The following is a 22,391-nucleotide window of genomic DNA, read 5'->3' as shown; positions in this document are numbered from 1 at the left end:
CTATGGACGAAAGCAACGCGTAACCGAAAATACCATTGGATTGACCGGCCACGCGGTCGCAAATTCTTTCACCACACCACACTTTTTCGCTTCCGGCAGGTCATCGAGCACGAAATAATCCGGAGTGTGGCTGCGCCGGATTTGCCCCGGAGTTACCAGCCCCGCACTGTCGATGACATAGCGTTGCGATTCGTAGCCGATGTGGCCGATACCGCCCGTAAGCACTTCACTGTCGGCCGGCGTGTTATCGCGCAGCCATTGTCCGATGGACACACGCGTGCCTTCCACCTTAAGTAGGTACTCTTTGAAGCCCGTGACGCTCGAATACGCGTGGCGAACTTGCGCGGGCAACAGCACGATCAGGAAGAATACCATAGCCGCTCCGCTAAGCAGCGCGCCCCAGCGTCTATCGTGCCCAGGCACGGGAAGGCCCGATGGCTGCACCGCCGTGTCTTCGTCCGGCGTCGCACCTGCGGGAATTGTACCAAACAGAACGCGCAAGCCGGAAACACGCCGGTACATCCAGGTGAGTATGCTGCCGACGCTTGCCAGGCCTTCCGAGATGAGCACGGCTAGCACGGGATAGGCTGGCATGACGTACCATTCGTAGAAAGGAATGCCGATTGCGGTATAGGCCAGGAGATAGGCTGCCAGCCACACGAGGCTCGCAGCCGACCGCTCCACCTCAAGTTTGCTGCGCAATGCTCTGCCCAGCCCTATCAGCAGGAACGGGAGCATGTAGAATCCGTCCCGCCACGGCGTGACAAACAGCCATTCCCAAATCCAGTATCGGCTTGCCCCCGAGCCGATGAGATGCTGCTGTTTGGCGACCATCGAAAGGGGCAACGGTGATCCGAAGTATGCCGTGGCAAAGGCATACCATGGGGCCAAGAGGATCACGGACAACAGAATTATGTCGATGGGAAGGCGTTTCTGTTTCAGCGCGCAGAACAACCAGATCGTCACCACAATAATCAGCCCGTCAAGACGGGTCAATGCAGCCAGCGCCGCCGAGGCTGCACTGAACGTGTATTGCCGGCGTATTAGCAGGACAAGCGACAGCATGATAAGCAGTGTGTACAGCGGCGTTTCCATGCCGGCCATTGTGTAACGGAGAAACGATGGCTGGCACAGCAGAATAACTCCCGCAATGACACTCTGCAGAAATGAGCCACCCAGCGACTGAACAATTACCAGGGTTAGCGCAATGGCCGTCAACGACGAGGCCAATCCGATCATGTTGCTGGTCGCCGCCACCGGTTGCCCGGCAACACGCGCCGCCGCTAGCAACAACGTGTACAAGGGCGTGCTCGTACCTTGTACGCGCTCTCCCACGTTATAGACGAAGCCGTTGCCCATGGCGAGATTCTCGGCATAGCGATACGTAATCGGGGCGTCATCAATGTCATACGGCGCATCTGTCCATAGAATGACGACCGCCGCGACAATCAGCAAGCCAATGCCTGCGGCCCACTTTACTTCTCGCATCGTGACAGACATGTCTCCGCCAATTCGAGCCCTACGGCCTGTTAGTTCTGCAATGACACCCGCCCCGCTCGATGCTGGTCGAGTCTGGTTGAAGTGGGATATGGTCAGGCCGAAACAGTACTACGTCCGCACCCGTGTACAAGGCCGGTCACGTGGGAACACTACTCCGTGCGTTTGCCAGTGATGATGATCGGCACTTCAAGACGAGCATCCCGTGCGCGCGCCTGGCGATCTACGTAATAGCTAAACTCCAAAGGAAAGCCGTTCAATAGGTCGATAACCTCAGCCTCGGTGAAACTGTATGGGTGTAGCTCAACATCCGTGCCCTCTTTATTCCAATCTTCCGCAAGGTTCACATACAGCAGAAATAGTCCACCGGGCCTCAACACGCGCACAAACTCGGCTACCCATGCGGGTGGTGACTCCACGTGATCCAGGACATTTCGGCTGAACACGACATCGGCGCTAGCGTTGCGCAGGGGAGCTTCCTCGCCCCTTGATGCAATCCAATGAACAGCGTCCGCCCGCGTCCGCAGATGCTCAAACTCATGCCCGTATGCGCCCATCAACGGGTCTATCCCGATCACGTGTTTGCACTGCAGATAGCAGGGAACTCCGATGGGGCCGCAGCCGAAATCCACTACGGTGTCAGCACTGAACTGCGTGATGGGTTTGAGCTTTGAGAGCAGGCTCAGGGTGTCTTCCCCATGTTTCTGGAATAGCTTGGGCCAGGGCAGCCCGTCGTAGCCATTGACGCGCACATGGCGCCAGAACGCCAGCTCATGATACTGCGCCGTGCTCCATTGATTGGGATACGCCAACTACTCCACCTCCACATGGTGCGCTGGTGATCACCACACTAGGACGTGATTATCAATCAGCGTTTCAGCCCGATGGCAAACATCGGCTTTGCAGCCTGCGCTTCCGTTTCGATAATTGCCCAAAGCCATCATGGTATTATATGAAACTGGCACGGCCGGGCCAAACTTGAGATAAGAGCGGGTACACTTGAGTTAGGCACTGGTTTGTCATTCGGCCGCACGCTGCAATCCAGAGGGGCGTGCGCGAATCCAGATGCGCGCAATTGCGGCAGCTGCAAACTGGCCTGCGGCCAACAACACGCCGGCATGACAGGTGGGCCGAACGCGCGCGCCAGAACTGCAAAGCGCCTTTACAAGCCGGCTGCGCACCAGCGTTGTTGAATCTCCATGCCGCCTATGCGGAACTCGAGAGAATGCTGGCCAACTGCTGTCCTGTCCGCATCCACTCGAAGCGCACCGCTTGCGCCAGCCCCCGCGCCCGCAACTCCGCCTGCAGCGTCTCGCTCTCCAACACCCGCGCCAGCGCCGCCGCCATCGCGTCGACGTCGCACGGATCCACCAGCACGGCCGCATCGCCGGCGACTTCGGGCATGGCCGAGCAGTTCGACGTGATAACCGGCAATCCGCACGCCATCGCGTCGAGCACGGGCAGGCCGAACCCTTCGTATAGCGACGGGAAAAACTGCACCGTCGCCATGCGATACAGCGCCGACAGCGCCTCTTCCGACACGTAGTTGGTCAGCACAACCTGCCGACCCAGCTTGCGCGCGCGTATTTCGCTGCGCAGCGACTGCCCTTCAACCGCCGACAGACGACAGACGACCACCAACGGGTACGCTTGCCGCAGGGGGGCCGGCAGGCGCGCATAAGCATCCAGTGCCCGTGGCAGGTTTTTGCGGTGATCATAGCCGGTCGTGCACAGTACGAAGCCGTCTCGCAATCTCCAGCGTTGCCGCATCGATCGCTCGGTTTCTGGCGTGGGCGGGCGCAGCACAAATGCGCTCGGCCCCGGTGGCGCAACGCGGATCCGCGTGGGAGCGACGCCGAGCCGCTCCATTATATCACGCCGGGAACAGTCCGAAATTGTTATGATCTGGTCGGCATGCCGGATCAGATCGCACACTTGCGCGTACCGGCCAGCATACCACGGGGGCGTCGTTTTCAGGTAGTGATCGGCGAAGATCAACGGGATCAGATCGAAGACCGTCAGGACAAGTCGAGCGCGAGCCGGCCGGCTGTGCGGCGGCGCGACAAGCTCAAAGGGGCTGTGCACAAACAAGACGTCGACCGCATTGGCATCGATGATCCGCTGCCACATGTCGGCATAGGCCGGCTGGAACGCCAGCCAGGCCTCCGCTCGGTAGTCAGCAGCCGGCTGGTCGACGTTCACCACGCGCCAGGCCGCGCCTTCGGTGGTAAACGGGGGCGGCGCCGGTAGATCGGGGTGAATCGCCAGCAGGTGCGTCTGGTCGGCCGCGTTGTGTTTCAATAGCGCATCGATGGTGTGCCAAGCGTATTGACCGATACCGCGATGCCGCGTCGGCTCGACTTGCAACGGGAGCAGGTCTGACAGAATCCGAGTCATCGCCCGTCCGTCCGCCGCCGCGCGCCGTCAATCGCCGCGAAATAGACCGCCGCTGTATGCTCCGGCCTGTGATAGTCGGCGGCATACCGGCGCGCCGACTTGCGCAGCGCCGCGCGCAGCGCTGGTTGAGCCGCCAGGATGGTCAGTGCATGTGTGAGCTGCTCCAATTCAAGGCGCCCGGTCGCCGCCTTGATGGCCACGTCGTCAGGCAGTTCGGCATACGAGCCGGCATCGGACACCACGAGCGGTACGCCGCGCCCAAGCAGTTGAATCGCCACCGCCGAACTTTCCCCGGCTGTTGGATCGCGCAGGTTGACGGCGACATCGGCCAAGTCGAATGACGCGTAGAAGTCGTCCAGCGGCAATCGCCCGGTGAGACGCACATGGCTGCCAACCCCGCTTTGCGCAATCAGGCCGCGCAGGTCAAACAGCGGCACCGGCTCGCCGACCAGCAGGCATACCGCCGTGGGCACGCTCTCGCGCAGGCGCGACAACGCATGCAGGAGCGTTTCCAGCCGCTTCTGCGCGTCCAGCCGGCCGAAGGCTGCCACCACAAAAGCCTCCGGGCCGATCTGCCATTGTTCGCGCAGTCGCGCTGTACGCAACGGATCGGCAACGAGCGCACGGGGATCGCAAAAGAGCGGCGCGTGCAGCACGGTCGCCTGTGGGCGCACCGCCAGGATCTGGCGCGCAGCGTGCGCGCTGTGCACAACGACCACGCGACTGGCATCGACCACACGTTCGAACAGCGGCATCGTGTACAGCGGATACGGGCTACGCCCGCCCATCGCTTCCTCAGCAAGCCGCGCCCCCGCCGCTCCACCGCTATAAGCCAATTCGCGCGCATAGCCCGCCGTATCGCCATATTCCAGGGTCCGTTCGCGATGAAAGTGATGCAGGACGAGATCGTGCAAAACCGTTACACCGGGGAAGCGCATGAGCCACGCGTACTCGTGGCGGTGGAACGGGCTGTTGCCCATCTGATACACCAGCGCATCGTGCGGGCGCTCGCGCCGGCGTCTGGCAAACTCCGTGTGCGCGAACACGCGGAGTGCGTTGGAATCGCGCCAGGCGGCTGCGACCGATTCGTCGGCGAAGACATCCACCTCGACTTGGTGCGCAAGATACGGAATAAGCGCCTCGCTGTAATCCGAGACGCCGGTTGGCTGGGGATTGAGCGGCGTAAAGTATGCGATGCGGGTCATATCAGGTTGGCGCTGCAAGCTGCGAAGGCCGCGCAACTACGGTTGCGGCAGGCGGCCATCATCCAGCGCCTGTTCCAGCGCCGCCATCCGCGCTTCCAGCCGATCGAGCCGCGCCGACAGGCGATCGGCGTGCGCGAGTAGTGATGCATCCAGATTGCCCACGTCGGTTTTCAAGGATTGCACCTCGCGATCGAGTTGCATGCCGATTTCCGTCATGTCTTGCAGGTAGATGAAACTGCTGGCCACCGTCTCGTTAAACCGGATCTGCTGCATGATGAGCGAGCGGCGCTGCGCCAGCAGCCACACGGCGCTGCCAAGCTCACGCAGAAACACCAGCAGGCCGCCCAGCAGCGGCACGCGTGCCAGCGAACTCAAGCGCCGCAAATCGCTGAGGCCGGACGGCGCGGCCAGCATCCACCCGGCATGAAGCCGGTCGCCGTACTCGTGTGACACCAAACGATGTGCCTCAGGCGCCGGAGCAGCGGTGTTGCGTGCATCGCGCAGTTGGGTGTTCAGCGCCTCAGCTGATGCGGGTATGGTGTCGGGGTTGTCGGTCATGATATCGTCAGCAGAAATAGGTCCACGCCCAGCACCGCACATGCCGCCAGCGCCACTATCCAGCGCATCATACGCATGCTAAGCCGCAGGCGCGTGACGGCCAGCCACACCACGTAGCCACCGGCGGCGAAAACCACCAGGTATGTCATACTGGACGCCGGCGTGCCGAATGGCCCCATGTGCCACTGGCCGACGATCGACGGCAATATCAACCACTGGGCCGCGCTGAGTTCCGGTACGCGCGCAAGCGCCGAGGCCCACGTCAGCGGCTCGCCGGGCAAAACGCGCGCCGAGTAGAACTCCGCCATGAACAACCACTGCCCGGCCGCGCACAACACACACAGTGCAACCAGCGCCAGCCGCAGTCGCGCGCGCAGCCAGTCAAACAGGGCGCTCAGTCCAACGATCATGATCGGAAAGGCATCGATAAAGCGGCGCGGACCGAACGCGCCTCCGGCCCACCAGTCCAGCACGATGCTGTTGACGTAGACATAGAGCGCCAGCACCACCGCCAGCGGCAGCGCAATATCCTTGCGCACAACAAAGAGACGCGCCAGCCCAAGCAAACACACGAGCGCCAGCGGCATCCACGACACCAGTCCGTGCAGCGGCGAGAACAACACCGCGGCGACTTCCGGGCGCGCCCAGAGCAGGAAGCCGTCGCCCTGCGGTACCGCGAGCGGCGTCCCGAACAGTATAACCCAGGCCGTCATCTGCGGCGAAAACGCCAGCACAAAGCCGCAGGCCAGCGCAACCGCCCGACGCACACGCGGCCACAGCGGGTCGCGCGCTGTCAGCAGCTCGAACGCGGGCAGCACCAGCCACACCGCGCTCTGCCAGCGTAGCAATGCTGCCAGGCCGCCCAGCATGCCCCAGCCCAACCAGACCGCGAGGCGCGGCCGCTGGCGCACCGCCGGCCAGCACGCCACAAACGCGCTCGTCGCTGCAAACGCGATGGCGTGCGGCATCGACGGTACCACAACCATGTACGCCAGCAACGGCGATGCGAGCCAGACGGCGAGTGTGGCGGCCCACGCGGACCCGAGCGACGTGACATGCGCGGCATAGCGCTGTGCCATGAGCAGTCCGGCCCAACCGTACAGCGCGGTCCCCAGGCTGACCGCCGTGACGTATAGCCAACCGTAGCCTTCCCAGCAGAGCGCAAACACACCGATCAAGCGGCAGACACCGTCGGCGGCGAGAAACCAGGGCGTCCACACCAGCGCCGCGCCCACCGGCGCGCTGTCGGCCACGCGGCCCGTCACAGTGCGCTGTTGCGCCTCCACGGGCACCAGATCGTTGGCGAAGTCGAGATCACGGTCCAGCACCGCCGAGCGCAGATAGGCGTAGTGCGCCGCGCCGTCCCAGTCCACGATGCCGGGCCGGAAGATCAGCGCGCCCAGCAGTGCAAACAGAAACAAAGCGAACGGAGCAAAAAGCTCCGTTCGTTTAGAATCGCGCGACGTAAACCACTTCACAAGGGCATATTATCGCATAATCAACGGCAGGTAAAACTGAAGCACCTGTTGAATGGTGATATTGATCGAGCCTTGCTGATAGTTGTCGGCCATGCTCGTCTCGCCGGCGACATTGCCCGGATCAACCGTCACATAATAGTTGAACTGGCCCCGCGTTCCGACTGGCACGCGCGCCGGCACTTTGACCTGGTATTCACGGCGCGCGCAACCACGCACCCCCCGAATTGTCGCGCTGCCAATCACCTGGGTACGCGCCGCGTTTGAATAGACCGTCACCACGACCGGCGCAGCCGGCTGAATCGAGCCGTTGTTGAGCACGCCGACATTCACGTCAAAGCCAATGCCGTTGACCGCCGGGTACTGCGCGCCCGGTTGCGCCTGCGTGGCTACGAAGTTTAGCGTCTGCGGGAACTTGGCCGGGTCGGTCACCATACTCTTGAGCGCATTGCCCGCGGGCGCGAACGACTGGCTGCCGCCGGGATCCATGATGCTCGCTTGCAGAACACTTCCGCTCAGAAACATATCGTACCAGAGCCACTGCTGCACCAGGCGGTTATTGTCTGCGGGATAGCCGAGATTCGGATCGCTCGCCGTGTTCAAATAATTGAACGTGTCCTGGAGGTATTGTGCGGCGCGCTGCGGTGTGAAACAATTGCCCCATTCATCGGGAAGGAAACAACCATATGGATACCACGGGCTCGCTGGATCGGTAATGATCTGGTAGGGATACAGCAGCCCGAATTCGGTGATGATCAGAGGCTTATTCTGTTGCCCCTTGGCTTTCATCCACGTGCGCATGGCAACGATCTGCTTCGCGAATTCATTCACATCGCCATGGTCATGGGTGCAGTAATAGGCGTCATCGCTGCAGTACGCCTGCGCCGCCGTTCCGACGACGCCGATAAACGTAAGTTTACCGAGTTCGGGCCGGGTTCCCTTGGCCACGCTCGCAATGTTGTTTGCCTTCAACACACCATTGTCGACGTATGTTTCAGGCAGCATGTAAGCATGGACATTGAACACGTCCACCGGGGGCGTGACGCCATATAGCGACTGGTACGTCTGCCACACCAGATCGAGATAGCTCAGACGCCCCGGTGTCACCTCCACGAGTCCCGCAATAGCCACCTGCGCCGTTGGATCGGCATTCTTTATTTCGGCATATACATCATGATAGGCTCTCGCGTAGATATCGGGGTATGTATCATCCTGCACGCGGTTGGCATCGGTCGGCGAATCGGGGCCGCGATCCGGTTCATTGCCGACCAGCCAGAGCGAACCGGGAGACGTGCGTGCATACGAGGCGATTGCGGAGAGCGACGGGCTGAGCGTGTAGGTCGACAGGTAGTCGTACGTGCCGTTGCCGTTCAGTTGACGGTTCTGCTTCACGCGAACAAGCTTGAAGTAGTCGGCTCCGGGTAGCGTCGCAGTGTCGGGGTGCGCGCCGAAATCCAGATATGCCCCCAGGCCCAGGTTCTGCCCGGCGAGCCAACTGGCATATGGCTCTCCGCCAGTTAGCCCGTAGCGGCAGTTGGCGGTTATGACTGCCGTCACATCGGCGACCGATGGGTCGCCCGCCGTGCCTGACGGCGGACCAATGCGATAGTGTTGCCCTTGCACCCTATCGGCGCCGGCGTCGTCGGATGAAGCAGAAACGATGACACCGCCCAATAGCAGCGCAAGGGTCAGCGAAAAAGCGAATAAGGTGAATCTGACAAGTTTAGTCGATCTCGAAGTCATCCAGTGCCTTACCCAAGTGGATTGCCTTGCAGGCCATTCTACAGGTAAAACGATGGAGTTGCCTATTTAGATTCACCCAGAATACCGGCAGATACATTACACATTACGGACATCATGTGCTTATGAAGTTCACGCGAGCAACTGGCGTAGCCAGCACAAATGTGATTTGCACCATCAGCTCAAGAAGATCCCATTGGCCGGACGTGAAGTCCGAGGGCGCCCCGGCAGAGCCGGGACGCCCTCGGACACCCATGACAACCATCAAGCGACACACCCTATCCGCGCTAACGCCGGATCACGGGTAGCCAGAGGAAGTTTGATCCAATAAAGACAACCCCCTGCGTATCGTTATCACTCATCGTCGTTTCCCCGGCCAGATTGCCCGGATCGACACGCACATAATAGGAGAACATGCCAGTATAAGTCAGTGGAAGGCTGAAGTTGACGACGGTGGGGTACTCCTGACGCGCGCACCCGCGCACGCCCCGTACCGTGGCGCTGCCCAGCGGCTGCGTGCGGCCTAGATCGGCATACACCTCCACACTGACCGGTGCCGATGGCGCAATCGAACCATTGTTCATCACCCCCACCGAGACCTGCACATTGTTGCTGCCGCCGCCGGGCAACGACCCCAGCCCGCGCGTGCTCGATGCGAGCAGGTTGATGCTCTGCGGGAAGCTGATTGGGTTCGTGACGTCCGCCATGAATGTCCGGCCGGCCGGCGCAAACGTGTACGGCGCTGTTGCGGTCACGATGTTGGACACGTGTCCCAGGCCGTTGACGCCGTTGTTCATGTGGAACCACATCCACTGCTGGACGAGGCGGTTGCCATCCATTGGGTAGCCGATGCCGGCGTCCTGCGCAGTATTCAAGTAGTTGAACGATCGATCAAGGAACTGCGCGGCGCGCTCCGGAGTGTAGCAATGCCCGTATTCGTCAACCACCCAACAGTTGTAGGGGTTATTCGGCCACGCCACGCGGTCGTCCCCCCACAGAATGCCGAACTCGGTCAGGATGAGCGGCTTGTTCTGCTGCCCATTCGCTTTCATCCAGGTGCGCATCGCAATGACCTGCGCCTTGAACTCGTCGATGTTGTCGTGCTGCGCCCAACAATAGTACAGGCTGTTGCTGCAGAACTGTTGAGCCGCGGCGTCGAACTGCAACGAAAGGCCTTCGCGCTTCCCCAGCGATAGCGGCGTGCCTTTGGCGACGCTGGCGCTGCCGAAGGCTTGGGTCCCGCTGTGATCGGTCTCCGGCAGCACGTACAGGTGCATGTTCCACACGTCGACCGGCATCGTCGCGCCATACCTGGTCTGGTACGCCTGCCAGACCTGGTCGAGGTAGTTGAGGCGACCGGGCGTCACCTCGACTAGTCCGGCCACGGCCACCTGTGCTCTCGCGTCGTGCGATTTGATGTACTGGTAGACATCGTGGTACGCTGCCGCATAGACGTCGGGGAACGTGTCATCCTGCACCCGGTCGGTATCCGTCGGCACCAACGGGCCGCGGTCCGGCTCGTTGCCGACGATCCAGAGCGCGCCCGGCGCACTCGCGATAAATGCGCCGAGGCCGTTATCTGCCAGCGCCGGATACACCGTGTAGGTCGGAGAATAGTAGCCCGTGACGATGTTGCGATCCTGCTTGATACGAATCACCTGCGCATACTCGGCGCCTGGCATGGCATCGTAGTTGTAGCGCACGTTGAAATCCAGATACCAGCCGACGCCGGTGTTTTGCGTAACAATCCAGTCGGTCCACGGCGATTGACCGGTCAGCCCGTACCGGCAGTTGGCCGTCAGCGTGCTGGACGCGGCGAGCAATGACGCATCGCCGCCGGCGTCAACCGGTTGTTGCGCCGGCGCTGCCGCATCCTGCGCGACCGGTTCAGTGGACGCCCAGGCAAGCAATGAAAAGGCGCTTGCTGCACAAATCAGTGCGGCCAGTGCTGCGATGGTCGCTCGTCGTATCGAGAATATCATGTGCTTGTGCCCTCCCTCTCTGGCGGGTACTTCGACCCTGAAAGTTTTCCCGGCCCTCGGCCGGCGACAATAGTCTTCGATCTAGGCGGGTTAGCGCATCTGAGAGTCGTCGCGGCGCGCCAACCGGACGCCCACAACGGAAATGATGACGCCGACCGTGGCGATGAAGCAGCCGACGATCGTGAACAAATCAGCGCCATCGTTTTCGGGCAGCACCGCAACCGGCGGCGACGTTGCACGCGGTCCACCCGTCGTGAGCGTCACATCGACGAGCGGGGCATTGGGCGCACGAGTCGTCGGCGTCCAGGTCGGCGTGGCCGTCATCGTGGCCGTCGGTGCGCTCGCGCTCGGCTGGCGAGTCACCGGCGGCGGCGTACCCGTCTCCGTGCCCGTGGGCGACGGAGTTGGCGTGGCCGTGCCGGTTTCCGTCGCGGTCGGCACGGCCGTGCGGGCCGGCGCGGCAACAGTTGGCGTAGACGGCGCAGGCGGCGCGGTCGCCGTCGGCGTGCGTGTGACGGTCGCCGTCGGACGAAACGTCGGCGTAGACGGCACCGTCTGCCGGTCCGGGCTCTGACCGCGGCTTGCCCAGGCGCGCTGCGCCGACGGCCCGGCCAGCGCCAATGACAGCAGCGCCAGAGTCAGCGTGAGCATGCCCAGGCGTCTCGCATGCTTCACCGCGACATGCCTCCGGCGAGAGCAAACGCGATATCGAACTCCGCGTCAGTCTCCAATGTGAAATCCACGACAATCGTCGACACGGGGAAGACCCCGCTGTCGCGAACGGGCTGCGCGACGCGATTGACGCGCACGGCGGCCGGCTGTGCGCCGGCGGGCAGCGTCAGGCGCAACCGGCCGCGCGCGGCGCGAGTTCCGGCCTGCTTTTGCCATGTCAGCCGGTAGTGAACCAGGCCGTCCGCCTCGCGCCCGGCCACCGGCTGAGTTAGCACATAACGATACCACAGGTCTCGCGAACCGCCACTGTCGACCATGATGAACGATGCGAACGCATCGCGATCGTCCTCCGACGCCAGCACCTCCGGATCACCGCTTGAGTCGGCGCGGCTGAGTAGACGAGAGCCCGCGATGAATTGCCGCGATGCGCCGGTCAACGGCGCGCCTTTCGGCACGACCACCCGCACGTAGTCCCAGTAGCACATGTTCGTGAGGTCGTCGTAATTGTAGCCGGCGTCCGGCACGCGCTGCACGCACGGCAGCGGCGGCGGCGTCCCGCCGTGGCGATAGGTGACCGTCAGCGCATTCTGCGCCGTCAGGTCGGGCCGCAGGCTCACGTCAAGCAGGTATGCGGATGTGACCAACGCGTTGGCCTTGTTGAAGCCGACATTGGAGTCCACCACCATCAGGTAATTAGGCGCCTGGCTGCGCACGGCGCCATCCCAGCCGAGCGCGCCCAGCGAATCGCTCAGCGGCGAATCGCCCGGCCAGATCGCGATATGGCGCTGCTGGAGCGCGTCGTAGACGCCGCGTGCCAGTCGCGCGCCGTCCACCGGTCCGCCGGACACCACGCGATTCTGAATCGCTTTGGCCAACTGGCCGACGAACCCTTTGCGCCCGGAGTTGCTGCTGAGGCTGGTGGCCGGCAGCCATGACTCACGCAAAAAGGCGATCAGGTTGTCAGCCGTCACGCTCTCCGGGCGCTCGGCGCCGACAGCGAGCGGCGCAAAGGCGGCCACGACCGACTGCACCGCCGCCTGATCGACGGCGATGACGCCGTCAATACTGCGCTGCTGCCCGGCGGCAAACAGGTCTGCGAGCGTGCGCGCCGACGTCGGAAAGTCGGGCGACCAGTTCGCGTCGCGAAACAACCACGTTCCGGCGCGCATGATGCGTTGCAGTGCATCCGGCGGCTGCGGGTAGGTGCGCGTCAGATCGTCAACCGCATAGGAATCCATGAATATCAGTTCGCTGATGTGACCATGATCCACGGTCACCAGACCGACCGCCGACACAAACCCGCCCGTGGCGCGCAGCTCGTCCTCGTTCTGCGCGACAACCAGGTAGGAGCGCGGCGCCGCGCTGCCGAGCAGGTCCGGCGCAACCAGACTGCCATCGGCCGCCAGTTGTGCGAGCGGTACCATCGGTACAGCGCGCTCGAATAGTGCCGCGGTGCGCGGCGACAGTGCCGCCGGATCAATACGCGACTGCCACGTCGCGGCGCGCGCCAGATACGCCCGCGCCAGCGCGAACTGGTCATGCGCCAGTGCGAGCGGTTCGACGGCGCGCTCCATGTTCAGCCCGGCATCCAGCACCGGCCCCCAGCCATCCAGCAGGCTGTCGGCCGCCGCAGCCAGATCAAGCGACCAGTTCAGCAGCGCCTCGCCCTGGGCCGCATCCGCCCCAATCGCCGGCAGCGAGCGCAGCGCCGGCAATAGCGGGAAGAGCGGACGCGCCATGGAACGCAAGCTCGACAGGTCGGCCCGGATCGCTTTGACCGACAGCCGGCCCTGGCGCACGTCGATACGGCCCCCCGGCGACGCCATGCGCGACAGGAGTTGCACCTGGGCTTGCAGGTCGCTCACGCGCAGCGCCGCGCGCGCGCACACGCCCAGCACGCCGACGGTGATCAGCAGCAGGCCGAGCCAGACCAACAGGCGCGGCTGCGCCAGGCGGCGCGGCGAGCGCGTCACCGTCCGGGCGGTCGACATAGCGTATGGCGTAGACAACGGCTTATCAACATGCTGGCGTGTGCGATTGATTTAGTGTGCGCCGGCTCCCGGCCGCGTCGCAGAGTATGCTGACGGGCCGCACCGCAGCGGCGACCCTTTCCTTTCAAGGCGCCGGTGCATCGAGCGCGTCGGGTGCGCGCAATATGCCGGCCGGGTCCAGAACCATGACGGGCCGCACACCCAGTGCAGCGACCCAGTCGCGCAGATCCGAACCGGCGTCCGCCGAGACGCCCCAGCGTCGCGACAGATAGGCCCGATATGGGGCATAGGCCAGCAGAGTGCGATCGATCACGACCGCGTCCGGCCGCTGCCCGCGTGAGTCTATATGATACCACAGCGCAAATGTCTGGCGGTCGGTGTTGGTGACCAGCAGTGCGCGCGGAGGCAGCGCCGCCAGCACCTGTGCCGTTTCGCTCTCCGCGGCCGTGTCGCTTGAAATGTCCATCTCCGGCCAGCGACCAGCGATCCATAACGCTGAAAACGCCGCCCAGACCGTCACGGCGAAGGCGAACGCACGCGTGCCGCCTCGTTCGGCGATCGTCGCGCCAAGAACACTAACCCCTTCGGCCAGCCAGATCGCCAGGACGAGCCAGGCAACCATCAGGTAGCGATATGCGTCGCTCGTGTTGTACCCGGCGCTGAAGAGCGCGCTCGCTAGCACGCAGGCCGCCAGCGATACGAGTTCCAGGCGAGAGCGGCGCCAGATGGCCGACGCGCCGACCGCTGCCGCCAATACGCCCCACGGCGCAAACTCCGCGAGGACCAGCGACGGCAGCGAGAGCCAGCGGTTCAGACCATCGACGGCGGGCACTCCAAACAGAACGCTGTGATAGATGTCGCCGGTCAGGTAGGCTACAAACGCATCGAGCGTATCCACGTTGCCCCACGGCGACGCGGCACCGAATACGGCGGATAGCGGTAGAACCAGATAGACGCTCAGACCAAGCGCCAGCCCCAGCACCACAGGCGGCGCGACGGCCCGCGCGGTGCGGCAGCGCCAGAGCGCCGCGAGCACGACCGGCGCAAGAAAGACCAGCGTCACATGGTTGCCCAGTCCGGCGCCGAACGCCAGCCCGGCGGCAAAGGCATGCCGGGGGCGCAGCGACCGCCCGCAGCGATCGATCGCCGCCATAGCGACCACCGCCAGCAACAACTGCAGGCCGTGCACTTCCGCGATCAGCGCCTGCGACCAGACGAGCGGCGCGAAGGCCAACGCCAACGCACCGGCGCCCGCGCCCGCGTACCGCGCCGGTGACGCAGGCGCGCGCGCCTGCCACAAGCCGAACAACGCCACCGCCGCCGCCGTACACACCGCGGACAGCAAGTTGAGGCGATACGCCGCGTCGCCGGCGGGCCACTGCAGGAACAGCCGCGCCAGCAGCAGGTACGTTGGGTAGCCGGTCGGATGCGGCACGCTGCCCAGCATCGCGGCGCGCGCCAGGTCGCCGCCGTCTGCGCCATCGTGCCGCCAGGTCAGGCCGGGCGCCATCGTCAACGCATAAACGGCGAGCGATGCGCCAAACAGCACGGCGGCGATGAGCAACGAAATGCGCCCCACACTGCGCGACTGCGTAACCATCCGGCTCAGGTGCGACCGCGTCCCCGCTCGCTCAGGAGCGGCATGACGCCAATCAATGTCAGGATGCCAAAGGCCGCACCCAGGCCAATCGCGAGCGCGCGCGCGAAGACGAACAGGGGCAACAGCGGCAGCAGCGCCCGGTCGTGCCGCCACGCGACCCGGTACAGCGGCCAGCCTGCCAACAGGCACGCAACGATCAGGAATGCGGCGACCCAACTGCTGAATAGCCCGGACAGCGACAGCGCAGCGGCGACGGCCGCGGCCCCCAGCAGAACAATCTGCAATTTGAGGTTATTGGGTGTATAGGAGTCTTCGATCATCCGGCCGGGATAGCGGCGATAGACCTGCATGCGCCCGTAACCGCGCCAGAATTTCACGCGAATGTAGGTCAGCCAGTCGGCCGGATGTCGATGGTACACGACCGCGCGACGGTTGAACGCGATGTGAAAGCCGCCGGCAACGAAGCGGTACGCCATATCCACGTCTTCGTTGTTGGCCAGCGCCGTATCAAACGCGCCAAGCGTCTGCTGTGCGCTTTTGCGCAGGGCCAACGAGTGGGTATCAAAGAAATCGATGTGCGGCGCAGCTTGCAATCGGTCGTAGCGTTCCTCAAACTCCAACTGCACCATGCGCGGAACCCATTGGCGCTGGCGGGTGGCATACGCCCCCTTCACGCCGGCTGTCGCGGAAGAATGCAACGGCGTGAGTAGTTGGGCGATCCAGTCTGGCGCGGGGCTGCAATCGGCATCCGTGAACAGAATAAAGTCGCCGCGCGCCGCGGCCATGCCCGCATTGCGCGCCGCAGCCGGACCGACGCGCGGCAGCCGGATTACCCGTGCGCCCAGCGCCTCCGCGCGCGCCGCCGTCTGATCGGATGAATCGTCATCCACCACGAGCAGTTCGTCTGGCGCGCCGCGCGTCTGTGACTGCAAGCATCGCAGGCAGTCGGCAATCGTTGCCTCGGCATTGTGCGCGGGAATAATGACAGAGATCATGCGGGGCCCGCTTTGCGGCGCGCGGCGCGCCAGCCGGCCGCCTCCTGCCACAGGAACGGCGCGGCCAGCACCACCTGCGACAGCGCAATGACCAGGTACAGCAGCATGCCATAGCTGAATGCCAGATCGCTGCCAGCGTTGAACAGCGCTAGCGTCAGGCTGACGAGCACCTGAAAGACCCCCAGCCGCCCCGGCGTGCTCGGCAGCGCCACGCCGATCTGCAGGACGACGAGCAGAAGCGTAGCGGGCAGCAACGTCGCGGGTGCCGATGGCGAGCGCCACGGCAGGGACAGGAAGAGCACGTAGTTGGTGGCAATCATTAGCAGAAGGATGATGAATGACCAGGGCAGAATCGTCGTCAGCAGAACGCGCCGCGCGAACGGGTCGAAACCGCCGGCGGCCAGATCGATCTGCCGCCCAACCTCGGCTGCGCGCGACGGCGCGAACCGCGCGACAACCCGCAGCGCGATATTGCGCAGCCAACCGCGCCGGGCGTATGCCACGCCCAGGATAACTGCGGCAGCCACCAGGATCGTCGCGCCGCGCAAGCCCGGATCAACCAGCCAACCTGGCAGCGGCACGAACGGGGCACAGGCTATGGCCGCCAGCGCCAGCATTGCCAGGTCAACGATCTTCTCGGCGACGAGCGTGCCCGCAATGCGCGCGGCCGGTTGGCCGGCGCGCCGCCGCAGGACGGCCACGCGCGCCAGGTCGCCGAGCCGTGCCGGCAGCATGAAGTTAGCGACCTGCCCGATGGCGATCGCGGCAAAGGAGTCTGCAAGAATTGGTGAGTCCGCGAAGAACGCCCGCCAGCGCCAGGCACGCGCGAGAGTGGTCAGCGCGAACAGCACGACTGCCAGCGCGACTGGCCACGCATCGGCGCGGGAGAGCAGCCGGGCCGCCTGTTCGAGCGAGACGCCCCACAGCGCCAGAGGGATGAAGATCAGCAGCGCGAGCAGCGACCAGACGGCGTGCCGCAGGACCGGCAGAGGACGGGCGCTTGCCGCTGGCGTGAACATTCGGCGGGTCGGCCGCAAGGCCATCAGGCGCGGGTCGGCGTGGCCGCCGGCCCGGCCGGGCGCGGCGGGGGCGGGATGACCAGCCGTGTGCCGACGCGAATCAGCCGCGCGTCGGTGATGCCGTTGGCATCCATGATCGCCTGCGTCGAAACGCCGTACTTGGCGGCGATGGCGCCCAGCGTATCGCCGGACTGCACAACGTAGATAATCGGCGTCGGGGTCGGCGGAATTGTCGCGGTCGGCGTCGGCGTCACTGTCGGCGGCACGGGCGTGGCTGTCGGGGTGAGCGTCGGCGGGATTGGCGTGCGGGTCGGCGTGCGCGTGATCGTCGGCGTGCTGGTCGGGATCATCGCCTCGGCCGCCATCTGCGGCAGGCCGCTCGCCAGCAGCAGCGCCCCGCAGACAATGACCGCCAGAAGCGCGCCAGTCGCGATCAGGTACGGGCTTGGCCGCCAGGGCGCGGTCGGCGTCGACACGCGCTCGAGCGACTCGCTGGCCGCCTGCGTCGCCTGCTTGCGGCTCTGATGCGCCAGGTAGAAGCGGCACGTTGTATACGCGCCCAGGCAGAACGCCTGCTGCTCGTCTTGCGTCAGCGGCGAGACGCGCGTATGCGCGTAGCACTGGTGCTCCGGCGTCGGGTACGCAAAGCGCGTAGCCCGGTCGGCGCGCGTGCCGAGCAGCGGACAGATCTGTTCGAGTTCCACTCTCATGCCTGGGATGACGGCCACGTCAGGCGACGAGGGCGCGCCGCCGCAATGCGTCCATGATCTGCGCCGCGCTCTGTTCCTTCGAGTCGCGGTCGCTGCGCACGATGACCTCGGGCTGCAGCGGCGCTTCGTACGGATCGGACACGCCGGTGAAATTTTTGATCTCGCCCGCCAGCGCCTTCTTGTACAATCCCTTCACGTCGCGCTCGGCCAGCACATTGATCGGGCACTCGACATACACTTCGACAAAGTTGCCGTTGTGCATTGAGCGCACTTCGTCGCGAATCTCGCGGTACGGCGAGATCGCCGCCGCGATGGCGATCACACCGTTGCGCGCCAGCAGTTGACACAACCAGCCGACGCGACGGATGTGCGTATCGCGGTCTTCCTTGCTGAAGCCAAGCCCCTTGCTCAGGTGCGTACGCACCACGTCGCCATCGAGCACCTCAACCTTGTACCCCTGGCCGCGCAGGTTGGCCGCCAGCATCTCGGACAGCGTGGACTTGCCCGCGCCCGACAGACCGGTAAACCAGATCGTAAAACCTTTGTGTTCCAATCGTATCCCCTACTAGTTGCTAGTTGCTAGCAGCTAGTCACTAGTTGCTAGCGACTAGCTGCTAGTCGTATGTCGCGCCCGGTCATCTCGGCGGGCACGGGCACACCCATGATGTTCAGCACGGTCGGCGCGATGTCGTAGATGCGCGCGCCCTTCGCGCGCGGCCGGCCGCTGCCGTTCGGCTCACGCAGGATGAACATGCCGTACTGCGCGTGGTTGGCGTCGTCCGGCCCCGAATCGTTGTCGAACGTGTGAATGCTATTGTAGCCCAGGCTGCCGATCGAGCGCCAGTATAGGTCGCCGAAGTAGACGATCAGGTCGGGCGGCACGTTACGGATCGAGCGATAGACCGCTTCCGGCTTGTACGCCTGGGTGCCGATGTTGCGGCCCTTGTCGTCAGCGATGGTGGACAGCTTCGCGATCAACTCGTCGCGAGTCGCCTCGTACTGCGCTGCCGGAACAATGCCCTGCGGCTCTCGGCCCTCGACGTTCATGAACAGCCGCCCGTAGTAGCCGCCCTCACCCCATGCCTTCGTCTTCGACCAGTCGACCTGCGCCTTGCCGAACGGGATGATGCCCTGCGGCTCTTCCTTCAGCACCAGGTAGCCTTCACGCCGCAGCCACTCGTTGAAGACGATGCCGCCGTCCATGCGCTTTGCGCCGTGGTCCGACACGATAAACACGCTGGTGTCGCCGTCAATCGCCTTCAGCATCTCGCCGATCTGCGCGTCCACGAACTTGTAGTAGTCGCGGATGGCGTTGATGTACTTGTTGCCCGGCACGTGCTTGGGGTGCAGCGGATCCATGTACTTCCAGAACGCGTGATGGATGCGGTCGACGCCAATCTCCATCAGCATGAAGAAGTCCCACGGTTTGCTGCGGATCCACGCGTTGCCGACCTTGAAGCGCTTCTCGGTCATCTGGTAGATCTGCGCCAGCAGCCAGTCCTTGTCGTCGGTGCGGAAGTTCGAAACGTCGACCATGTACTCGCCGACCAGCGCCTCGACCTCGCCGCGCAACTCGTCCGGGTAGGTGAATTGCGATTTGGCCGACGGCGTCAGGAAGCACGAGATCATCGCGCCGTTGACCGGCTTCAGCGGGTAGGTCGGCGGCACGCCGATCACGACGCACTGCTTGCCCTGCCGCGAGAGGATGTCCCAGACCGTGTCATGTACGACCGTGCGCGACGTGACCATCGCCATCTTGTCGTACGAATAGTCGGCGCGGTTGCGGAAGCCGTAGATACCGAGCTCGCCCGGCTGGCGCGACGTCATCATCGTCATCCAGGCCGGCACGGTGATTGCCGGCATGCACGACTCCAGCTCGCCCCAGTGACCGCCGCCCGCCAGCGACGCCAGGTTCGGCAGTTCGGAACGCCACTGGTCGAAGACCAGCGACGGCTCGGCGCAGTCCAGGCCGATAATCAGGACTTTAGGCGTTCCCATCGGCGCGCATCCCTTTCATGAGCACCTGCGATACCTCCGGCCGCGTGAACTCCGGCGGCAGCAACTGCCCGGCGCGCAACATCTGGCGCACCTGCGTCCCACTGACGACCAGATGGTCGCTCGCGGGGTGCGGACAGGTCTTAGCGGACACGACCGCCGCGCAGACTTTGCAGTAGAAGGTATGCTCAAAGAAGAGCGGCGTGATGCCGAGCTCTTCCGGCTTGAATTCGTCGAAGATGCGCTGGGCGTCGTAGGTGCCGTAGTAGTTGCCGACGCCGGCATGGTCGCGCCCGACGATGAAGTGCGTGCAGCCGTAGTTCTTGCGGCAGATGGCGTGGAAGATCGCCTCGCGCGGGCCGGCGTATCGCATCGCGGCCGGGAAGACGCTCAGCACCACGCGCTCGGCCGGGTAGTAACCCTTCAGCAACACCTGGTACGACTCCATGCGCACGTCAGCCGGGATGTCCTCGCTGCGCGTCTCCCCCACCAGCGGGTGCAGCAGCAGGCCGTCCATGATCTCCAGCGCCGTCTTCTGGATGTACTCGTGCGAGCGGTGGATCGGGTTGCGGGTCTGGAAACCGACCACGCGCTTCCAGCCGCGCTCGCGAAACTTTGCGCGCAACTGCGCCGGTTCGTTCTGGAACTCCGGGAACGGGCGATTCGCGGAGCGCTCAGTCAGCCAGACATCGCCAGCCAACAGCACATCGCCTTGCGCCATCAGACGCGCGACGCCAGGGTGCGCCGTTTCGGTGGTGCGGTAGACGTTCTGCGCCTCGCGCGCCTTGTCGTAGCTATACTTCTCACTAATCGTGAGCAGGCCCATCGTCTGGCCCGAACCGCTGACCAGTGCGACCTCCTGCCCGATCTTTAGCCCGTCGGCGGTAGCCGCATCGACCGGCAGCGTGATCGGCATCGACCAGACCAGGCCGTTGGCGAGCCGCATCTCGGACACGACGCGCTCATAGTCGGCCTTGCCCATGAAACCGGTCAGCGGCGACAGCGCGCCGATCGCAATCATTTCGAGGTCAGACTCGGCGACCGGCGTCAGTTTGACCGGCGTAAGCCCGGCGACTCTGGCGCGCGCCGCATCGAGCGCCGCGTCGGTCAGGACCCGGTCGACCAGCACGCCGCCGTGCGGCGCGATTCCAGTTGGTGTACCCATGCTTAGGCGTTGAACTCCACAGATAAGGTGCCGAGATAGACACCAGCCTGCCCACATAGCAGACCGCCATCTTCGTCACGGCAAGTGATTATACCAATAACCGGAAGATTGGCCGAAAAGCGGACAAGGTTCCGTCATCTGACGAACTGAGACATGCAACGGCGAGTCTGGAGCGCAAGAGCCGCGAAAGTGCACGCTCTTATCGTGTCTTTCGCGCTCTTTCGCGTCGTTCGTGTTCCAAACGACCCCTACGGCATCCACAGCGTCCCGTCGGGCCAGCGACTCTGCGCCCACTCGACCGGCGCAATGTTTTCGCGCTCCCTCAAGTTGCCTTTCACGCTTTTCCGTGATACACTGGTTTACGTGGAGGATTCATGGAAACACAAAATATCACATTGGCCCTGCCCAAAAAGACGCTCGTCCGCATCAAAGTGATCGCCGCCCAGCAGCAGACATCGGTGTCAGCGCTGCTAACGAAAGCGCTCACCCAACTGGCTGAGCAGGAGGAAGCGTACGGTCGCGCTCGGCGGCGGCACATGCGGCAACTAGAACACGCCGCCGATCTGGGCACGCATGGGCGGCTCAAGCTCAAGCGCGAGGATCTGCATGAGCGACGCTGAATCGCCCCAGTTCGTGGACACCAACGTGCTCGTCTACGCGCACGATCAATCGGCGGGCGAAAAGCACAGGCGGGCGAGGGAACTGCTCGGCGAGCTTTGGGCGAACCGGACCGGTTGCCTCAGTGTCCAGATTCTGCAGGAGTTCTACGTCACCATCACACAGAAGGTCGCCCGGCCTCTCAAACCGGAGACGGCCAGCCAGATCATTGCTGATCTGGGCGTTTGGCGTGTGCATCAGCCGGGAGTAGATGACATCCTGGCTGCGATCCAGCTTCAAGGCCGCCACCGACTGGCGTTCTGGGATGCGATGATGCTCACCAGTGCCGCCGCGCTGGACTGCGAGATCGTCTGGTCCGAAGACCTCAATCCCGGACAGCAATACGATCAGGTCGTCGTCTCAAACCCGTTCGCCTCGGCGGCGTGAGGGTGAGCGACGTCGATCACTTCTCCAGACACGACGATGCCGCGCCATTATCTCCCGACTCAGCGCTCTCGGCAGCAATTCTCAATTTGGCTTTGTACGGGTACTTTCCAATGCGGCTTGCGATGTGCTGGCCCTCAGGCGCTTGTCACGCAAGCTGGCCCGCCGAAAAAGTGGCACTGCCCTCCCCCCGACCCCCTCCCAACTCCGTTGGGAGGGGGCGAGATTCTTAGGGGAGGTGCGCGGCGGCTGCGCCGCCGCGCACCTCCCCGTTAGCTTTTCCCCTTCTCCCCCGCGCGCGCGGGGGAGAAGGGGCAGGGGATGAGGGGGCATATTGGCAGCCGACTCC

19 protein-coding genes are annotated in these 22,391 nt (G+C 64.0%); 2 read left to right on the top strand and 17 right to left on the bottom strand.

Annotation, left to right across the window (positions count from 1 at the left end; all coding sequences use genetic code 11):
- From HZB53_12410 to sat, 17 genes are all read right to left on the bottom strand, one after another.
- Positions 1-1,500, bottom strand: a complete 1,500-nt coding sequence (locus tag HZB53_12410) for a hypothetical protein (GenBank protein ID MBI5878443.1) — start codon at positions 1,498-1,500, stop codon at positions 1-3.
- Positions 1,501-1,649: 149 nt separating this feature from the next.
- Positions 1,650-2,309: a class I SAM-dependent methyltransferase gene (locus HZB53_12405; protein ID MBI5878442.1), complete on the bottom strand. Its 660-nt coding sequence runs from the start codon at positions 2,307-2,309 to the stop codon at positions 1,650-1,652.
- 394 nt (positions 2,310-2,703) lie between these two features.
- On the bottom strand, positions 2,704-3,894 hold the full coding sequence (locus HZB53_12400; protein ID MBI5878441.1) for a glycosyltransferase family 4 protein: 1,191 nt from the start codon (positions 3,892-3,894) through the stop codon (positions 2,704-2,706).
- Entirely contained in the window at positions 3,891-5,099 is a 1,209-nt protein-coding gene (locus tag HZB53_12395) for a glycosyltransferase (GenBank protein ID MBI5878440.1), read from the bottom strand. Before HZB53_12395 ends, HZB53_12400 begins: the two co-directional genes overlap by 4 nt.
- Before the next feature lie 36 nt (positions 5,100-5,135).
- Complete coding sequence (locus tag HZB53_12390) at positions 5,136-5,657, bottom strand: hypothetical protein (protein ID MBI5878439.1); 522 nt, start codon at positions 5,655-5,657, stop codon at positions 5,136-5,138.
- The gene (locus tag HZB53_12385; GenBank protein ID MBI5878438.1) at positions 5,654-7,078 is read right to left on the bottom strand and encodes a hypothetical protein; all 1,425 of its coding nucleotides are present in this window, start codon (positions 7,076-7,078) and stop codon (positions 5,654-5,656) included. Before HZB53_12385 ends, HZB53_12390 begins: the two co-directional genes overlap by 4 nt.
- Before the next feature lie 66 nt (positions 7,079-7,144).
- Entirely contained in the window at positions 7,145-8,755 is a 1,611-nt protein-coding gene (locus HZB53_12380; protein ID MBI5878437.1) for a hypothetical protein, read from the bottom strand.
- A 404-nt stretch (positions 8,756-9,159) separates the two neighbouring features.
- Positions 9,160-10,854 carry a hypothetical protein gene (locus HZB53_12375; protein ID MBI5878436.1) on the bottom strand — a complete coding sequence of 565 codons (1,695 nt, stop codon included), beginning with the start codon at positions 10,852-10,854 and terminating at the stop codon, positions 9,160-9,162.
- A gap of 90 nt (positions 10,855-10,944) precedes the next feature.
- Positions 10,945-11,505, bottom strand: coding sequence for a hypothetical protein (locus HZB53_12370; GenBank protein ID MBI5878435.1), 561 nt, complete (start codon positions 11,503-11,505; stop codon positions 10,945-10,947).
- Between the two features lie 20 nt (positions 11,506-11,525).
- On the bottom strand, positions 11,526-13,517 hold the full coding sequence (locus tag HZB53_12365) for a DUF4012 domain-containing protein (GenBank protein MBI5878434.1): 1,992 nt from the start codon (positions 13,515-13,517) through the stop codon (positions 11,526-11,528).
- A gap of 124 nt (positions 13,518-13,641) precedes the next feature.
- On the bottom strand, positions 13,642-15,117 hold the full coding sequence (locus tag HZB53_12360; protein ID MBI5878433.1) for a DUF2723 domain-containing protein: 1,476 nt from the start codon (positions 15,115-15,117) through the stop codon (positions 13,642-13,644).
- A 5-nt stretch (positions 15,118-15,122) separates the two neighbouring features.
- Positions 15,123-16,112: a glycosyltransferase gene (locus tag HZB53_12355; protein ID MBI5878432.1), complete on the bottom strand. Its 990-nt coding sequence runs from the start codon at positions 16,110-16,112 to the stop codon at positions 15,123-15,125.
- Complete coding sequence (locus HZB53_12350) at positions 16,109-17,131, bottom strand: flippase-like domain-containing protein (GenBank protein MBI5878431.1); 1,023 nt, start codon at positions 17,129-17,131, stop codon at positions 16,109-16,111. The genes HZB53_12355 and HZB53_12350 overlap by 4 nt, the downstream gene beginning before the upstream one ends.
- A gap of 23 nt (positions 17,132-17,154) precedes the next feature.
- Complete coding sequence (locus tag HZB53_12345; protein ID MBI5878430.1) at positions 17,155-17,841, bottom strand: LysM peptidoglycan-binding domain-containing protein; 687 nt, start codon at positions 17,839-17,841, stop codon at positions 17,155-17,157.
- Positions 17,842-17,860: 19 nt separating this feature from the next.
- On the bottom strand, positions 17,861-18,394 hold the full coding sequence (cysC, locus tag HZB53_12340) for an adenylyl-sulfate kinase (GenBank protein MBI5878429.1): 534 nt from the start codon (positions 18,392-18,394) through the stop codon (positions 17,861-17,863).
- A gap of 47 nt (positions 18,395-18,441) precedes the next feature.
- A complete protein-coding gene (locus HZB53_12335) occupies positions 18,442-19,839 on the bottom strand; it encodes an alkaline phosphatase family protein (protein ID MBI5878428.1) in 1,398 nt (465 codons plus the stop codon).
- Entirely contained in the window at positions 19,826-21,001 is a 1,176-nt protein-coding gene (gene sat, locus HZB53_12330; GenBank protein ID MBI5878427.1) for a sulfate adenylyltransferase, read from the bottom strand. Before sat ends, HZB53_12335 begins: the two co-directional genes overlap by 14 nt.
- Before the next feature lie 374 nt (positions 21,002-21,375).
- Between sat and HZB53_12325 the strand changes: the two genes are divergently transcribed.
- A complete protein-coding gene (locus HZB53_12325; GenBank protein MBI5878426.1) occupies positions 21,376-21,621 on the top strand; it encodes a CopG family transcriptional regulator in 246 nt (81 codons plus the stop codon).
- Positions 21,608-22,045 carry a PIN domain-containing protein gene (locus HZB53_12320; GenBank protein ID MBI5878425.1) on the top strand — a complete coding sequence of 146 codons (438 nt, stop codon included), beginning with the start codon at positions 21,608-21,610 and terminating at the stop codon, positions 22,043-22,045. The genes HZB53_12325 and HZB53_12320 overlap by 14 nt, the downstream gene beginning before the upstream one ends.
- The last annotated feature ends 346 nt before the right edge of the window (positions 22,046-22,391 follow it).

This window comes from Chloroflexota bacterium, assembly GCA_016235055.1.
Taxonomy (GTDB): Bacteria; Chloroflexota; Anaerolineae; order JACRMK01; family JACRMK01; genus JACRMK01.
The sequence above is the reverse complement of the archived record's forward strand: the minus strand, read 5'-3'. Positions and strand labels throughout refer to the sequence as shown.

Excerpts from the sequence above, each read along its gene's own strand:
- sat (MBI5878427.1), bottom strand. The coding sequence starts at position 21,001 with ATGGGTACACCAACTGGAATCGCGCCGCACGGCGGCGTGCTGGTCGAC.
- HZB53_12365 (MBI5878434.1), bottom strand. The coding sequence starts at position 13,517 with ATGTCGACCGCCCGGACGGTGACGCGCTCGCCGCGCCGCCTGGCGCAG.
- HZB53_12390 (MBI5878439.1), bottom strand. The coding sequence starts at position 5,657 with ATGACCGACAACCCCGACACCATACCCGCATCAGCTGAGGCGCTGAAC.
- HZB53_12325 (MBI5878426.1), top strand. The coding sequence starts at position 21,376 with ATGGAAACACAAAATATCACATTGGCCCTGCCCAAAAAGACGCTCGTC.
- HZB53_12400 (MBI5878441.1), bottom strand. The coding sequence starts at position 3,894 with ATGACTCGGATTCTGTCAGACCTGCTCCCGTTGCAAGTCGAGCCGACG.
- HZB53_12345 (MBI5878430.1), bottom strand. The coding sequence starts at position 17,841 with ATGAGAGTGGAACTCGAACAGATCTGTCCGCTGCTCGGCACGCGCGCC.
- HZB53_12375 (MBI5878436.1), bottom strand. The coding sequence starts at position 10,854 with ATGATATTCTCGATACGACGAGCGACCATCGCAGCACTGGCCGCACTG.
- HZB53_12335 (MBI5878428.1), bottom strand. The coding sequence starts at position 19,839 with ATGGGAACGCCTAAAGTCCTGATTATCGGCCTGGACTGCGCCGAGCCG.
- HZB53_12410 (MBI5878443.1), bottom strand. The coding sequence starts at position 1,500 with ATGTCTGTCACGATGCGAGAAGTAAAGTGGGCCGCAGGCATTGGCTTG.
- HZB53_12350 (MBI5878431.1), bottom strand. The coding sequence starts at position 17,131 with ATGTTCACGCCAGCGGCAAGCGCCCGTCCTCTGCCGGTCCTGCGGCAC.
- HZB53_12355 (MBI5878432.1), bottom strand. The coding sequence starts at position 16,112 with ATGATCTCTGTCATTATTCCCGCGCACAATGCCGAGGCAACGATTGCC.
- HZB53_12395 (MBI5878440.1), bottom strand. The coding sequence starts at position 5,099 with ATGACCCGCATCGCATACTTTACGCCGCTCAATCCCCAGCCAACCGGC.
- HZB53_12370 (MBI5878435.1), bottom strand. The coding sequence starts at position 11,505 with ATGCTCACGCTGACTCTGGCGCTGCTGTCATTGGCGCTGGCCGGGCCG.
- HZB53_12320 (MBI5878425.1), top strand. The coding sequence starts at position 21,608 with ATGAGCGACGCTGAATCGCCCCAGTTCGTGGACACCAACGTGCTCGTC.
- HZB53_12360 (MBI5878433.1), bottom strand. The coding sequence starts at position 15,117 with ATGGTTACGCAGTCGCGCAGTGTGGGGCGCATTTCGTTGCTCATCGCC.